Below are 15465 nucleotides of genomic sequence, written 5' to 3'. Positions count from 1 at the left end.
TCAGGTCTCCCGCAATTCGGTTCGCGCCAGGCCGTTGTCGAGATTGATCGTGGTGCGAAGCCGCATGCGTTCCGGCGTCGGCGTCATGATCAGTACGGCGTCTATCTCGATTTTGAGGCCGACGTTTTTGTCGCCGAGCGTGACATTGACAGTCGTGGCGCTTTCCTTGAGGCGCGGCTCGAAGGTGGCGAGCACCGCACGGATCTCGCGGGCCAAGGTATCGCGGTCGAAATCCCGCGACGAGCGGCCCGAAAAGGACGGCACGCCATAATTGACGACGCTGCGCCGCACTTCCGGAAAGTCGGCGAGCGGCGGCAACTCGTCCAAGGGCTGTTCATGTTCGGCGTCGGTGAGCATCGGCACGGACTCGAAACGCTCTGTGTTGAACAATGCCTCTATGTCGCGCCGGACGGCTTCCCTCAGCACCCGCGCCGACACGACCACGCCACGGCTTTCGATCTCGGCGCGATGCTCAGTCTGGAAGACCAGCCTGTGCAGTCGCCGTTTCTGCTCGGGCGTCAGTTCGGCGTCGGCATCGATGGCACGCGCGCTGCCGGCAAGAAGTGCCTCGACGCGCTCGGCGCCGAGTTCTTCTTCCAGCAGGCGGCGCAGCCCATCGATCTCCGACGTCAGCCCGGGCAGATCGTTGACGAGGCGGTCCCAGAGGGAGGGTTGGACCGCTTCGCGCTTTGCCTGGGAGCTGCCGGCAAGCTGCGCTTTTGCGCCAGGCCGCTTGGCCTCACTTGCCGACATAGACGTCCATTTCGATCTCGTCGTCCTTGTTGTAGACGAACTTGATCTTCTTGTAGGCGAAGCTGACTTCTTCCTGGATCAGGTCCGCCTCGTCGGCGGCTTGCCGCATATCGTATTCCATGACCGATGCGTCGGTGAGCGTCACGACCAGATAGTCGCTGGTCTCGCCGTCAATGGTGCGACGTGCCGAAAACACCACTTCGTCAAGCGCCTTGTTTTCGAACAACGCTTTCTTCAGGTAGGGCGACGACTTGTCGTAGTGCTTGGAAAATTTGATCATTCCCATCGACACACGACCGCGCCGCGACAGCGAATTGGGGTCGTAGGGCGCGATCATCTTGTAATCGACGCCATGCACCTCGATTTCGTCTTCATGGCCGTCGCGCTTGCTCGGGCCTTTGATATCCGGAACTTTCAAGAAGCCGTCGATCTTCATCGAAGGCGCATCGGTTCTGTCTGGCATTGTCCTTCTCCACCGCTTTCAAACGAAACAAGATGACTTTGCTTTTCATTTCAGCCCTTGACTGACGGCAATTCCGACACCAGCCGAAGCGAGGCGTTGATGCCTTCCAGCTGGTAATGCGGACGCAGATAGAAACGGGCATTGTAGTAACCGGGCCGGCCTTCGACGCTGTCGACYTGGACTTCGGCCGCGGCAAGCGGGCGCTTGGCGCGCGCCTTGTCGTCGGCAAAGGCCGGATTGGCCAGCACGTACCGGTTGATCCATTCGGTCAACCAGATCTCCATGTCAGTGCGTTCCTTGAACGAACCGATCTTGTCGCGCGCGATCGCCTTCAGGTAATGCGCGAAGCGCGACACAGGGAACAGGTAGGGCAGGTTCGCCGAGAGCCGTTCATTGGCCTGCGCGTCGGGATCGACCAGCCGCCCGGCGCGCGTCTCGTCATCCTGCAGCGAATGCGCGCCGATGAAGGCCGCCAGGTCGGTGTTCTTGCGATGCAGGATCGGCATCAGGCCGAGCTTGGCCAGCTCCGCCTCGCGCCGATCGTCGATGGCGACCTCGGTGGGGCACTTCATTGCGATCGACCCGTCGTCGGTCGGGAAGGCATGGACCGGTAGATTAAGCACCGTGCCACCGTTCTCGACGCCGCGGATCTGGGTTCCCCAGCCATAGAGCTTGTGGCTGCGGTTGATGTTCACGCCCATCGGGAAAGCGGCGTTCATCCAGACATATTTGTTGTGGTCGCCTCCCACCTCTTCCTCGAAGGTGAAGCCCTTCACCGGAACGGTTTCCGACCCGTATGGCAGGCGTGCGAGAACACGCGGCATGGTAAGCCCGATGTAGCGGGCGTCCTCGCTTTCGCGCAGCGACTGCCACGAGGCATAAGCCGGGTTGTTCACGATCATCTGCAGGTCTTGTGGGTTCGGCAGTTCCTGCCAGCTATCCATGCGGAACAGCCGCGGCGACGCGGCCGCGATGAATGGTGTGTGCGCCGAAGCGCAGACGCCCGAAATGTTGCGCAGCAGGCCGACGTCGCGCGGATGGTTCGAGAATTCATAGGCGCCGACGATGCAGCCGACCGGCTCGCCGCCCAGCATAGAATACTCGTCCGTGTACACCTTCTTGAAGATCGGGCTCTGGTCCCACATCTGGCCTTCATAGTCTTCGAGGGTGTCGGCCAGCTGCTCCTTGGAGATGTTCATCACCCGGATCTTGAGCTTGGTATCCGTCTCGGTGTTGTTGATCAGATACCACAGGCCGCGCCAGGTGCCTTCCATCTCGCGGACTTCGGGGGCGTGCAGGATCTCGTTAACCTGCGTCGTCAGCATCTTGTCGATGCCGGCGATCAGCGACTTGATCGACTTGATCGCGTTGGACGAGATTGTCGTGGTCTCGGAGCGAGATTGTGCTGCAAGCGCCAGGTTGCGCACCAGTTGCTGCAGCTTTTCGCTGTCGTCCTTCTTGACCTTGAAATCCTTTTCAAGGAGTCCGCTGAATTCACCGAGATCGATGGCTTGAGCCTCGGCGGGGGCGGGCGCGGTCTTTTGCTGTTCAGCCATGACTTACTCCTCGCCCTTGCCGTCATCCATCGCCTGGCCGGCGATCTTGCTCAGCAGCGGCTCGTTGTTCAGAAGCTGCGCGATGCGCTTTTCGGCATCGACGCGGCCGTCCATGAAGCCCAGCAGCTCCTCGAGCTGGCGGCGCATCTTCAGGATTTCGGCCAGCTGCGGGACCTGCTCGGCAACTTTGTCCGGCGCGAAATCGCCCATTTTCGAGAAGGTGAGATCGACCGCGAGTTCTTCGTCCCGCTCCTGGCCCTCGGCTTGCGGCAACGTGTTTTTCACCCGAGCCTTTACGCGTGGCCCCATCGCCTCCATGAATTTGGGGAAGCGGTTGGCGTCGGTTTCAACGAAGTTACGGTCAAGGACCGACTTCGAGGCTTCCTTGGTCTGTGAATCGCCCGAAAGGTCGGCCATCACGGCCATGACAAACGGCAGTTCGATCGTCGTCGGGCTGCCATAGGTCTCGACGTCATAGGCGATCTGCACGCGCGGGGCGCGGTTTCTTTCGATGACCTTCGCTTTGCTCTCTGCTGGCATGCTTGTTACCTTTCATCCTTCTGGACCGGCTTCTTGGGATCGGGGACCCCGGCAAGCAGCCGGAATTCCTTCAGCCCTGACGGGGCGAGATCTTCCATCAGTTCCACGAAATCCATGTGCACCATCCGGCGCACGCGGCGTGCCAGATGCGGGATCGGACTTGAGGGTTCGGTGCGGTCGTAGAAGGCGACCACCAGATCGAGGCATTTGACGACCTCGTCGCGCGAGTTGATCCGGTCAGGCAGGCCGTCGCTCGCTTCCGAATGGCTCGCCATACTTGCCATCGTCTCGCCTCCATGACCGTTCCGGACGGGCGTCGCTGCCGGTTCCGCCGCCTGCGGGGCAGGCTTTGCCGCATCGTTGGCAGCGGCGCCGGCACTGGAATTCCGTTCCAGCGTCGTCAGCAAGCGCTGCAGGAATTTCTTCAATTCCGGCACGGCGGCGCCATTGCCGTCGATGCGGGCATTGAGCGCGGTATCCAACGTCTCCAGCGCTGAAATCGAGGTGCGCGCATCCGTCAACAGCGTCGTCATCGCGTCCGCCGCCTGATCGACCTGCGCGGTGCATCCTGCACGCACCCGGTTTAGCAACTGGCTGTGGGCGCTCGTCAGCGCAGCCTTCTCTGCAGTGCCGAGGCCGGAGGCCGCTTCCTGGAGCATGACACGCTCATCGAGCGCTGCCTGTTCCAAGTCACGTCCGCTGATCGGCCCGATGGGGCGCGGTGAGAAGAAGACGGTCTGCCTGAGGTTCGCCAGCAAGCCTTCCTGGCCGTTCTGCAGATCGAGCAGCGCATTGATGCGGCGCAAGGCGGCTTCACGCGGCGCGCCCGTCCGCAGTGACGGGTGCATGGTGTCCCAGTATTGCTCGAAGGTCTGCGCAATCAGCGTCAGCCCCTGGGTGAGGCCGGCCAGCCCGTCTTCATTGGCAAGCGCGCGGGTGACGATGACCAACAACCGCAGGTCCCGGCCCCGCAGCCGCAATTCCTCCGCCTTTTCCAAAACCGCGGGCCAGTCGACAGGAATGGTGGATTGCGAAGTCTTGTTGCCGCCGTCGTGGATAACCTTGAGCTGGGCCTCCGTCAGCCGCTCCAACTCGTGAAAAGCCGGGTCATTGCGCAAATCCTCTCCCGACGGATTCGCACCGTCCAGAGGATTCTGCCAGAGTGCGAGATCAATCACACTTACCCCCAGCAACCGGCTATGTGACGTTACGTTATCACTGGCCCAATGCCGCGACAATTGAGCACATGCTCAAAAACCAACAGCAGCTAAACGCCTCAGTTATCTTTTGGCGAAATCCATTGCGCGATTGGCGGACCGGGTATGTGAAATGGCTCGCATAGTTCGGACCGCATTCCGGGTTTGTTGCATGAGTTTGCAAGGCTTGTGTAACCGCGAGCTGTCGTTCGAGCGGGGTCCGGAGGCCCTTCCCGTCATGCGGCTTTGTCAGGCAGCCGCTTATGTGGCAGGGTACGGTCAGCAGATTTCGGGGGCAGGTTCGCATGGAACAGCGCCGGTTGTCGCAGAGCTTCAAGCGTAAGGAACTCGTTGCAAAGCTCAATCCCACGGGCGTGCGCGCCTTCAAGGCCGCTGCCGACACCGCCAAGCTGCGCGGCAACCCCTATGTTGAGCTCGTCCATTTCATTCAGCAGTTGGTTCTGTCCGAACGCTCGGACGTGCAGATGATCCTCGCCGACGCCGGCATCGATGCCAGCCGGCTGACGGCGGACATGACCCGCGCCATCGACAAGCTGCCCTACGGCGCCACTTCAGTTGAGGAATTCTCGGACCACATCTTCCACGCCATCCAGGAAGGCTGGAACCTGGCCACCTTGGAGTTCGGTGTCGAGGAAGTGCGCAGCGCTCATATTCTTCTCGCCTGCCTGAAGACGCCGGTGCTGGAAGGCCTTGTTGCGAAGATCAGCGCCGAATTCGACAAGATCGATGCGGACGGGGTCATTTCCCGCTTCGCCAATGTCACCGAAGGGTCGCTCGAGCAAGGCTCGCCCTCCGCCGCGGCTGCCGCCGAGACACCGATAAAACGCGGCCCTGGCGGGGATTCGGCGCTGGCCAGATACGCCACCGACCTCACCCAGCGCGCCCGCGATGGCAAGATCGATCCGGTCGTCGGTCGCGATCCGGAGATCCGCCAGATCGTCGACATCCTAATGCGGCGCCGGCAGAACAATCCGATCCTGACCGGCGAGGCCGGTGTCGGCAAGACGGCGGCGGTCGAGGGCTTTGCATTGCGCATCGCTCAGGGTGACGTGCCGCCGACGCTCCAGAACGTCAGTGTGCGCATGCTCGATGTCGGGTTGATGCAGGCGGGGGCCAGCGTCAAGGGCGAGTTCGAGAAGCGACTGAAGGCGGTCATCGACGAGGTCCAGGCTTCGGAGGTGCCGATCATCCTGTTCATCGACGAGGCGCATACGCTGATCGGCGCAGGCGGTGCGGCGGGCACTGGCGATGCCGCCAATCTGCTCAAGCCGGCGTTGGCGCGTGGCGAACTGCGCACCATCGCCGCCACCACCTGGGCCGAATACAAGCAGCACATCGAGAAGGATCCGGCGCTGACCCGCCGTTTCCAGGTGGTCAAGATCGACGAGCCGTCGGAGGCGGTAGCCGTGCTGATGCTGCGCGGTGTCGCCGGCGTGCTGGAACAGCACCACAAGGTGCAGATACTGGACGAAGCGATCGAGGCCGCGGTTTCCCTTTCGCACCGCTACATCCCGGCCAGGCAACTGCCGGACAAGGCAGTCAGCCTCCTCGACACCGCCTGCGCCCGCGTCGCGGTTTCGCAACATGCCACGCCGGCGGAGGTCGAGGACATATTGCGCCGCCGCCAGGCGTTGGAAGTCGAGCAAGGCATCATCGGCCGCGAGGCGGCGATCGGCATCGACGTAGCCGACCGGCAGGTCCGCGTGGAAGCCGGGTTGGCGGAAACCGAGACCACGCTTGCGGCAGCGCAAGCACGCTGGGATCGGGAAAAGGCGCTTGTGACCGAGATTCTCGACCTGCGCGCCAAACTGCGTGGCGAGGGCATGCCGCTCGACGCGGTGGAGGGCGAGGAAGCCGTTGCCGGTGAAGGGACAGGCGTAGCGGCAGGTAACGAAGCGTCCGAGACGAAGACGCCCGAAACCAAGGCGCCTGAAGCCAAAACGGCAGAAACTAAGGTCCCCAAGACCAAGGTCGCGAAGGTTAAAGCGGCCAAGGCGGAGGCAGCCGCTACCGGAGATGTCGCGCTGGCGCAAGATTCCGCGGCGGACTTGTCGCGGTTGCGCGAATTGATGGCCGAACTTGCCGAGGCGCAGGGCGAGACGCCGCTGATCCTGCCCTCGGTCGACCGCAACGCGGTCGCGGCCGTGGTGCAGGACTGGACAGGCATCCCGACCGGAAGGATGCTCTCCAGCCAGACCGAGAAGGCGCTGAAACTCGCCGCCACGCTGTCAGAGCGCGTCGTCGGTCAGGACCACGCGATGGAGATGATCGCCAAACGCGTGCAGACCAGTCGCGCCGGCTTGGGCGCGCCGGAGAAGCCGGTCGGCGTGTTCCTGCTTTGCGGGCCTTCGGGTGTCGGTAAGACCGAGACCGCGCTGGCGTTGGCCGAGACGCTTTACGGCGGCGAGCAGAACCTGATCTCGATCAACATGTCCGAATTCCAGGAGGCGCATACCGTCTCGACGCTGAAAGGCGCACCGCCCGGCTATGTCGGTTACGGCAAGGGCGGCATTCTGACGGAGGCCGTACGGCGCAAACCCTATTCGGTGATCCTGCTCGACGAGGTCGAGAAGGCGCATCCAGACGTACATGAGATCTTTTTCCAGGTCTTCGACAAAGGCATGATGGACGACAGCGAAGGCCGTCGGATCGATTTCAAGAACACGCTGATCCTGCTCACCTCGAATGTCGGCTCGGAGGTCATCATGGATCGGACGAGGAACGGCGCCGTGCGCACCGGCATCGACGACCTGGACATCGCCTTGCGCCCACCACTGCTGAAAGTGTTTCCCGCCGCCTTCCTCGGCCGTGTGGTGACCATTCCCTACTATCCGCTCTCGGATGCGATGATCGAGGCGATCACCAGGCATCAATTCGGCAAGATCGCGCGCCGTCTCAAGGCAACCAACGATGCCGAGCTGGTGATCGGCGACGGCGTCATGGATCTTATCAAGGCGCGTTGCACCGAGATCGAATCCGGCGGGCGCATGATCGACGCCATCCTCACCAACACGCTGTTGCCGGAGTTGAGCCGCGGCGTGCTCAATCGCTCGCTCGAGGGCGAGAAGATGACAAAAGTCATCGTCGGTGCCTCGGCGAAGGGATTTACCTACTCTTTCGAATAGAGTTCTCCTGGAATTTGCCGCTCGGCCTCGCCAACGGCCTGCCGCCAAGTACGATCACCGGTTGGTCCGCTGCGTAGGTTGGATGCTGACGATGGGACGCCGACGATAGTTTTGAAAGCATTGCCGACCTCCCTGTCAGGTTTGGACGTGCATCTCGACGAGCGATAGTAGCCGATAAAGTCATTCGCTGCGTTGCAAAAAACTATTTGGTAAAATCAAAAGTGCGGTTGTCTGTTGGCTGTCAGGTCAGTAGCATTTGAGAGCAATTTTTGTTAGTAAGTTCAATGCGTTGGTGTAATTCAAAGCAATCGGGTGGGAGTAGGAGGAGGGCGGTGAAAAGTGTGACTTCGACGGCGATCTTCGCCGCCATTCCACTGCCTTTCTCGACGACCACTCCGCTGAGTGGGTTGAAATGACATGTGCTCGCTTGGGACTAACTCCGAGCTTGGAGTGAGCAGTCTAGCGTTTATACGAGAGCCCACTCGGCCATCCGAGAAAACCGCAAGACCGCTTTGGCTGTCCTGGGTATGAGGTTTCAACTCCGAATATCGACCAGACGGAAACTCTAGCCGTAGAAGCGAAACTCAGCTCTCCGATGTTGGGGGCAGAGTCGAGATATCGAAGGAAAAACAGCGGGTCAACTACAGAACCAAAAACAGCCACAAAATTGCAATCGATTTGGCTCGCTCATCGATGCGATGATGTTCAAAAGAGATCTTCGAAACATCAATTCGAGGACGCTCCCATGAATATTATTTCCTGGATTCGACCAGACGTGCGTTTCGGCTTTCTGCGGGCGAGCAGATTTCGGGCTTCGGTTCTTGCTGTGGTGAGCCTGATGTTGCTGGGAGTAGATTTCCCAATGACGCACGCGAATGCACAATCAGCTCGCGAATTCTCACGAACAGGTCGTCTTACGATCTCGCTCATGTTGAAGGGCTCGGGCCGCCATGTTCTTCCGAACAAGGTCGAATGGTCTCGGCTGGATGTGGAGCGCAAACTGAACGTGACCTTCGCCATGGAACTATCGGCGATCAACACGGCCCCGGTGGTGGAAGTCGGGGGCACGTCCAACAACCATATCCGCGCGCCGAAAGGCATTCAGACGATTGCCGAAGCCATGGAGGCCTGTGGAGAAGACGAGGCTTGCCAGGCAAAGGCCATGCTCGCTATCGGCCTTCAACTGAAGGGTGATCCAGCTTCGCTCGGTGCCCTGAAACTCGATGAAACCCGATTTGCAAACTGGACCGCAAAGCAGGGCGAGGACTGCGCAGCCGGAACGATTTCAGTTTCCGATGAAGGGGCTGGCGTTAACATTGCACCGCCTTCGCCTGCCGCACCGTATCGCTTCCATCGCGCTGGAAAATTGTCGTTGCCAGCAGACGCTGCCATCATGGAACAGGTTTGCAGGGCGATTGTGACCGTCGATCGTCAGTCCGGTCTTGCGAGCTTGAGAATCCCCGCCGGAGCCATACCTGTTGCCGTACGATTGAGCGGGCAAGCCTTCACGAATGAGACCTCGGTTCCGTTCCGAGAGGGGCAAAAGGAACTCGAACTCCGCGACCAGAAAATCGAACCCGGCAAAAAATCGTGGCAGGGCGCAGGCCGCATCGCAAATGCCGGAAGCGTTTCTCACAATTCGGGTTCGACGACTGCGCCTGTCTCCGCAGCTGTCACGTGGCAATTCGTTCAGGATTGACTTCGAAGGGGGGCGTTCCGGAAGAGGTTGCCGCTGCCCGACGTCTATTCCTGACTTCGGAGGGCGTGCCGTCAAATCGCTTCCTGAACAGCCTGTTGAAGGCGGATAGATCTTCGAAGCCAGCATCGAAGGCGATGTCGCTGATGCGTAGATGCGCCAACCGTGGGTCGCTGAGCATCCGATGTGTCAGCGAAAGCCGTTGGTCGGTCACGAACTCCGACAAGCTGACGGCTTCATGCTCAAAGAGCCTGTGCAGATGGCGTGGGCTGAGCTTGTGTCGGACGGCAAGCGCGGCAATCGACATGTCGAACCGTCCGGTATTTTCCACGATATCGGCCTTGACGGTCAGCAATCTTGCGGCTCTTGCACCGCGCTGCTCGGCAATTTCGGACGCATCTTGGCCGGCGCCAATCGCCAGGGCCGCCAGGTCCACAATATGTGTGGTCACGATGTGGCGCAGCACCGGATCGTCAATCAGCTCGGATGTGCGGAACATCTTCACATAGTCGACAAGGAGCCTCAGTGCAGCGGTATCGGCAGGAAGCCGCCGTCCTAGAGCCGAGCCCAAATTGGGCACCAGGGGCGCCAGCAACTCCCTGGCGACGCGCAGCACCGTAAACGCGCCGCCCTGCGGCAAGGACCATGATCCCGGATCGACGGTCGAGCTCACGACCGTTTCGCCCGGGCCGACTTGCGTCTCCTTCCCGAATTGATCGATGAGCCCCGACCCGGAAAGCACAATGGGCAGGCCGATGCTGTCGGTGCTTTGGGCGATCAAGGGTGGTGTCGATTGATACCGCGCCGCTGACGAGACACCGCTTGCGACTGCGACCCCGTGCATCGACCGCAGCGTCAGATCTGCCTGGAACACCGATCCACCCAGTGGCTCGATCTCCACCTGATGGATGACGCGACCATAGACCTCGCGCCATGTGGCGAAACGATCCCGCTCCGGCAAGTCGTCGGTGCGCAACCGAACCGGCCCGGTATCGTCAGGTTTCACCATGCGAGCATTCTTCGGTTGACCGGAAGGTTTTGCGCGGAACGTCGCTCAGGCAAGAAACATCCCGATGTCACTCTGCGCAAGATTGCGTGTCCCTGTGGGCAAAGAAACCGGGTCCTTGCAGCGTTAGTAAGTCTTCATGAACACCCGCAACAAAGACCAGTCCCAAATGGCATCGATCGCTACGGCGTCCAAATCTTCGTCGGAAGGGGCTGCTCAACTGCTGGACGCGGCTCTGACCGAAGAACCCTCGCGCGTGCTGACCGAAGAACAGCGCGCAGCGCTTGCCGTCGATGTCGCTTGGCTGGCGTGGCGCAGCGAGTTTCGCCGGCGCATGATCAAGGAAGGCATGCTGAAACATCCCTGGCGCAGCGTGTTCGAGGCCGACATGATCTTCTCCATGGTGGCCATTCGCTGGCTGCAAGGCGACCCCATCACGCTGAAGGAACTGGCGACGCATTTCCAGCTGTTCACCACGGAGGCAACGGTGAGTCGCCATATCGACGACATGGAAGCCTCCGGCACCTTGTGCCGGCTGCCCGACGAGAACGACCGCCGCCGCTTGCTGCTGGTGCCGACCGAGCGGCTGGCAGAAATCGGCCGCACATTCCTGCAGGCCCGCGCGGACATAGCGCGCCAGCACGGCTTCGTCTTTGCTCCACCCGCCAAGGTCTGACACCGGCAGTTTAGCCGGCCAGCCACCGTGCAGGCGAGATAACCGAAAAATTGCAACTAATCGCGGCTGCACCCCGCGCCCTGTTTTCGCTAGGGAATTCGGACCTCTTCAAGAGGCTCACCGCCGCAAGGTTCAACCCGACCCCTGCTCGCGCTTGTGCGCGAGCGGATGAGCCGTGTTGCGCCTCGTGGAAAGCACAGCGCGGGGATTGCATTGATCGGACCAAACAAGATCGCCGGATATCTTCTGGCTTCAACGGCGCTGGCGGCAGCGAGTATGGGCATGTGCCTGCAGGCGTATGCCGAAACCATCACCTATTCGTCGGGAGAGGTCCGATCGGCCCCCATCGATACCAATGCGGGCAATGTCGTGCTCGATGCTTCCAACAGCACAATTGCTGTCCAGTCCGGCCCCATCACAGGTTCGAACGGAATCGAGAAAATCGGCTTCGGGCAACTGCTTCTATCGGGCATCAATACCTATACCGGGGAGACGCGCGTCCGCGGGTGGGGGCAGCTTCAGCTGGCAACGCCTCAGGCGCTGGGCTCCGGCAGCCTCTCTTTCGCCGATGGAGGAGGTATCCTGTTCCTCAAGGGCGGCGAACTTCATCTTCAGAGCCTGACGCAGGCCGACAATGCGGGCACTTCCATCGTCTCGGTGATGCCGAACGAGACATTGCATCTCATTGCCGATAGTGGCGGGTTCATGGGCCGCGTCGGCGCCGGTCACGACAGCTCGTTGAGATTCAGCGGCGGAGGTACCATCGAAATCGACGCCGCTGCGTTCGTCGGCGAAAACTCCCTCACGGCGATATACAACTCGACGCTCCGGCTTGGACGCAACAGCGGTTTTGGAACGTCGACGTCGCGTGGTCGGTTGTATCTCTATGACTCCGGGCGTTACGACCTGAATGGGAACGATGGCGTCACGGCGCTGGTCCTTGATGGGGCCGGAACAATCACCAACAGCGCGGCGGAAACGACGTCGCAAGTGGTGGTACGCAGCCGTGGAGATTTCACAGGTCATATCGAAGACAGCGCGGGCCGGGTCGAGTTGATCAAACAGGGCGTCGGCACGCTGACCCTGTCGGGCGCCAGCACCTATAGCGGCGGCACCGATTTCCGAGGGGGCGTCATCCGCATCGAGAACGCAAATGCGCTGGGCACCGGCACAGTAACCATGGCGGACGCCACGACGCTCGACTTCGCCTCTGGGATCGAACTGCGCAACACCGTCAATCTGACCGGCGTCGCGAAATTCCTGGTCGCGTCGGGATCGGCCGAACATGCGGGCATGATCGTCGAAGACGGCGGTGCGTTCGGCATTCACAAAACTGGCGCAGGGAAGCTCATCTTCAGCGACGTTGCCGCCTACACGGCAAGCACCGTCGTCAGCGCCGGCACACTATCGGTCAACGGCTCCATCGCCTCGTCCAGCCGTGTCACGGTCAACGCCGGCGCGACGCTCGCGGGTACCGGTTCCGTCAGCTCGACCTATCTCGATTCCGGGGCGACAATTTCGCCCGGCAATTCGATCGGCACACTCACCGTCGCCGGCGACCTTTCGCTTGCGCCCGGGTCGACCTATCTGGTCGAGATCGCCGGCAACGGCGCCAGCGACCGCATCGTGACGAGCGGACTGGCCTCTGTCGACGGCGCCAAGGTCGAAGTCACCGCGCTCGATCCCGAGACCAGCTACAAGAACGGCCAGACCTATACGATCCTGACCGCTGCCGGTGGTGTCACCGGCAAGTTCGATCCGACGGTTTTGTCGCATTCAGCCTTCCTCGATGCCACCGTCGTGGAAAAGCCGAATACGGCCGATCTGAAGATCGCCCTCAAGGGTTCAAATCCCGATGGCAACCCAGGTGGGAGCCCTGGCGGTGATCCAGGTGGCGACCCCGGCGGCAATCCAGGTGGCGACCCGGGCGGCAGCCCTGGCGGTGATCCAGGTGGTAATCCTGGGGGCGATCCAGGTGGTAAGTTGGTGTTCGGCACTGTGGCCGACACCTTCAATCGCAAGCAGGCGGCAGGCGCGCTGGACAGCCTGGAGCAGAGCGGGCCGTCCTTGGCGCTCTACAACAAACTGCTTCCGCTGTCGGCCAATGAAGCCCGTTCCGCCTTCGATGGCCTGTCGGGTGAGGTGCATGCCTCGACGGTGACTGGGCTGATCGAAGACAGCCGCCTGATACGCGATGCGATCAACGATCGGCTCCGTTCGGCGTTCGAGACGGTTGGTGCCGCACCGCTGCCTTTGATGGGTTATGGCGAGGCGGCAGAGGGCAATGCCGCGCTGGAGGCAACGGCTTCGATCGCGCCAGCGGGTTCGGCGACGGCGTCTGCTAGTTCCGGTGAACGCTACGGCGCCTGGAGTTCGGCCTTCGGTTCATGGGGTTCGAGCGACAGCGACGGCAATGCCGCCAAACTGTCGCGCTCGACCGGCGGCTTCGTCACCGGCATCGACGGTCTCGTCACCGACGATTGGCGGCTGGGTTTCCTCGCCGGCTACAGCCATTCTTCGTTCAAAGTCGATGACAGACGGTCATCTGCCTCCAGCGACAACTACCATCTCGGCGCCTACGGCGGCACGCAATGGGGTGCGCTCTCCTTGCGCTCCGGCCTTGCTTATACGTGGAGCAATATCGACAGCGGCCGCCAGGTATCCTTGCCCGGTTTCACCGACAGCCTCTCCTCCAGCCATCGCGCCGGCACCACGCAGATCTTCGGCGAACTCGGCTATGGCATGAAGGCAGGCAACGTCGCCTTCGAGCCCTTCGCCAACCTTGCCTATGTCAATGTCCATACCAGCGGCTTCACCGAGAAGGGCGGTGCCGCGGCACTCGCCGTCCGTGGCGGCTCCAACGCCGTCACCTTCACCACCTTCGGCATTCGCGCCTCGACCGACTTCGACCTCGGCGCCGTCAAGACGACAGCACGCGGCATGTTCGGCTGGCGCCATGGTTTCGGCGATGTCACGCCGACGATCACGCAGGCCTTCGCCGGCTCAAGCGCCTTCACCATCGCCGGCGTGCCGATCGCCCGTGACAGCACCGCACTGGAGGCAGGTCTCGACGTCGCGCTGACACCGACAGCCACCCTCGGCATCTCATACCAGGGCCAGCTCGCCGCCAACGCTCGCGACCATGGCGTCAGAGCCGATTTGAATGTCAGTTTCTAGCGAGCCGATCGAGGGCGGGCTTCTTTCAGTTTGGCTACTTAATCGAAGCGCTCTTGCGAATGCCACGCAGGATATCAACACTCAACGGGTCTGGGAGATGAGGCCCACATAGGCTTGTCGCCGCTACAAATATTGTTCCTAGATTGAAACAATCTGGATTTGTTAGGAGGTAAATTAACCACGACGGTCATTGTTCGGCAGACGCCTTGGCCAATCTCCGGACTGCACAAGTTGACTACACGTCTGGGCAATCTGGCGGGCGACGGCTTGCGTCGCCGCGTCGTCGGCAAATTTGTGCGCGACAGTTAGTCTTGCCGTGCGGGAAATGATCGGCTGGACAATTGGCAGTCCGCGTACGCGTCCGGCAGACCATTCCGGCAGAAACGCCGAAGGTGCAAGAATGGAAAACCCGTGACCGTTTGCGACCTGGTCGAGGATGCTCCAGAGCGAATCGATTTCGAGTTCGATCTTGATCGTCACACCGAGACTGTGCGCCACTTCGCCTATGATGCTTGCCGGACTATGACTGCCAGTGGGAAGCAGTAGCGGCAGTTTCGCGATCTCGTCCAGCGTGATCGTGGCGGCCGGATGCTCGAAGTTTGTCGGCGTAACAAGATGCAGATCCTCCTGGGCCAGGATCGGTTCGGCACCCTCGGCATCGGACCTGGCGTAGGTGACCGCCATGTGCAGCCGGCCCATGCTCAGCCAATCACGCAGGTAGCCCGTCATTGCCTCCACGATACGAATCGTGACGCGGGGCAGGTTGCTGTGAACCGCCTCGAGGAGCGGATTGACGAGAATGCGGCTTGCGCCCGAGGGAACGCCGATGGCGACCGTTCCGGCTGGCATTCCCCTGTCCGCTTTTAGCTCGTCCTGCGCCAAAGCGAGCTGGCGCAGGATGATATTGGCGTGATCGAGCAGCTTCACGCCAGCCGACGTCAGCCTGACCCCCTTCGGTTCTCGAATGAAAAGGTCGACACCGAGATCCTCCTCGATGCGCCGAATGTGAAGGCTGAGCGCGCTCTGGGCCACATTCATCCTTAGCGCTGCTCGCGAGAAACTCGCCGCCTCCGCCACCCCGACAAAATACCGCAACTGGCGAATGTCCATCCCTAACCTCGCAGCAGCACTCAGTGCGCCGAGCAACCACATTTGCCATATCGATTCAAGATGGGCGCCTACGCGAAACGCTATTTGCGTCTGTAGATGCATCAATATTAGGTATCGCGAAACACGACGACAAGAACGTGAATTTA

General features: G+C 61.1%; 11 protein-coding genes. 4 read left to right on the top strand and 7 right to left on the bottom strand.

Annotated features, from left to right (window positions below):
- The 5 genes from tssE to tssA form a co-directional block, all read right to left on the bottom strand.
- Nucleotides 1-753: a type VI secretion system baseplate subunit TssE gene (gene tssE, locus AB4136_RS03815; RefSeq protein ID WP_024925003.1), complete on the bottom strand. Its 753-nt coding sequence runs from the start codon at nt 751-753 to the stop codon at nt 1-3.
- A complete protein-coding gene (locus tag AB4136_RS03810; protein WP_024925002.1) occupies nt 740-1189 on the bottom strand; it encodes an Hcp family type VI secretion system effector in 450 nt (149 codons plus the stop codon). Before AB4136_RS03810 ends, tssE begins: the two co-directional genes overlap by 14 nt.
- A gap of 77 nt (nt 1190-1266) precedes the next feature.
- Nucleotides 1267-2772: a type VI secretion system contractile sheath large subunit gene (gene tssC, locus AB4136_RS03805; protein ID WP_024925001.1), complete on the bottom strand. Its 1506-nt coding sequence runs from the start codon at nt 2770-2772 to the stop codon at nt 1267-1269.
- Nucleotides 2773-2775: 3 nt separating this feature from the next.
- Nucleotides 2776-3312 (bottom strand): type VI secretion system contractile sheath small subunit, encoded by a 537-nt coding sequence (tssB, locus tag AB4136_RS03800; RefSeq protein ID WP_024925000.1) that lies wholly within the window; start codon nt 3310-3312, stop codon nt 2776-2778.
- Nucleotides 3313-3317: 5 nt separating this feature from the next.
- Entirely contained in the window at nt 3318-4490 is a 1173-nt protein-coding gene (gene tssA / locus AB4136_RS03795) for a type VI secretion system protein TssA (protein WP_024924999.1), read from the bottom strand.
- Between the two features lie 323 nt (nt 4491-4813).
- Between tssA and AB4136_RS03790 the strand changes: the two genes are divergently transcribed.
- Together AB4136_RS03790 and AB4136_RS03785 are read left to right on the top strand one after the other, a co-directional pair.
- The gene (locus AB4136_RS03790; protein WP_024924998.1) at nt 4814-7654 is read left to right on the top strand and encodes a type VI secretion system ATPase TssH; all 2841 of its coding nucleotides are present in this window, start codon (nt 4814-4816) and stop codon (nt 7652-7654) included.
- Nucleotides 7655-8399: 745 nt separating this feature from the next.
- Entirely contained in the window at nt 8400-9353 is a 954-nt protein-coding gene (locus tag AB4136_RS03785) for a hypothetical protein (RefSeq protein WP_137901090.1), read from the top strand.
- Here the strand turns inward: AB4136_RS03785 and AB4136_RS03780 are convergent.
- Nucleotides 9328-10326 (bottom strand): AraC family transcriptional regulator, encoded by a 999-nt coding sequence (locus tag AB4136_RS03780; RefSeq protein WP_441930300.1) that lies wholly within the window; start codon nt 10324-10326, stop codon nt 9328-9330. The two genes, AB4136_RS03785 and AB4136_RS03780, sit on opposite strands and share 26 nt — an antisense overlap.
- Nucleotides 10327-10525: 199 nt before the next feature.
- On the opposite strand from AB4136_RS03780, the gene AB4136_RS03775 reads away from it, so the two are divergent.
- Together AB4136_RS03775 and AB4136_RS03770 are read left to right on the top strand one after the other, a co-directional pair.
- Nucleotides 10526-11032 carry a MarR family transcriptional regulator gene (locus tag AB4136_RS03775; RefSeq protein ID WP_137901089.1) on the top strand — a complete coding sequence of 169 codons (507 nt, stop codon included), beginning with the start codon at nt 10526-10528 and terminating at the stop codon, nt 11030-11032.
- A 213-nt stretch (nt 11033-11245) separates the two neighbouring features.
- Nucleotides 11246-14209 carry an autotransporter domain-containing protein gene (locus AB4136_RS03770; protein ID WP_171020975.1) on the top strand — a complete coding sequence of 988 codons (2964 nt, stop codon included), beginning with the start codon at nt 11246-11248 and terminating at the stop codon, nt 14207-14209.
- A 174-nt stretch (nt 14210-14383) separates the two neighbouring features.
- On the opposite strand, the gene AB4136_RS03765 is transcribed toward AB4136_RS03770, so the two are convergent.
- A complete protein-coding gene (locus tag AB4136_RS03765; RefSeq protein ID WP_024924992.1) occupies nt 14384-15319 on the bottom strand; it encodes a LysR family transcriptional regulator in 936 nt (311 codons plus the stop codon).
- Nucleotides 15320-15465 lie beyond the last annotated feature (146 nt).

This window comes from Mesorhizobium sp. 2RAF21 (assembly GCF_052115345.1).
Classification (GTDB): Bacteria; Pseudomonadota; Alphaproteobacteria; order Rhizobiales; family Rhizobiaceae; genus Mesorhizobium; species Mesorhizobium terrae.
Note: the sequence above shows the minus strand (reverse complement) of the source record. Positions and strands in the feature narration are given on the sequence as shown.

What these genes read in the sequence shown, in the direction of transcription:
- tssE (WP_024925003.1), bottom strand. Translation starts at nt 753, where the DNA reads ATGTCGGCAAGTGAGGCCAAGCGGCCTGGCGCAAAAGCGCAGCTTGCC.
- AB4136_RS03810 (WP_024925002.1), bottom strand. Translation starts at nt 1,189, where the DNA reads ATGAAGATCGACGGCTTCTTGAAAGTTCCGGATATCAAAGGCCCGAGC.
- tssB (WP_024925000.1), bottom strand. Translation starts at nt 3,312, where the DNA reads ATGCCAGCAGAGAGCAAAGCGAAGGTCATCGAAAGAAACCGCGCCCCG.
- AB4136_RS03790 (WP_024924998.1), top strand. Translation starts at nt 4,814, where the DNA reads ATGGAACAGCGCCGGTTGTCGCAGAGCTTCAAGCGTAAGGAACTCGTT.
- AB4136_RS03785 (WP_137901090.1), top strand. Translation starts at nt 8,400, where the DNA reads ATGAATATTATTTCCTGGATTCGACCAGACGTGCGTTTCGGCTTTCTG.
- AB4136_RS03775 (WP_137901089.1), top strand. Translation starts at nt 10,526, where the DNA reads ATGGCATCGATCGCTACGGCGTCCAAATCTTCGTCGGAAGGGGCTGCT.
- AB4136_RS03765 (WP_024924992.1), bottom strand. Translation starts at nt 15,319, where the DNA reads ATGGACATTCGCCAGTTGCGGTATTTTGTCGGGGTGGCGGAGGCGGCG.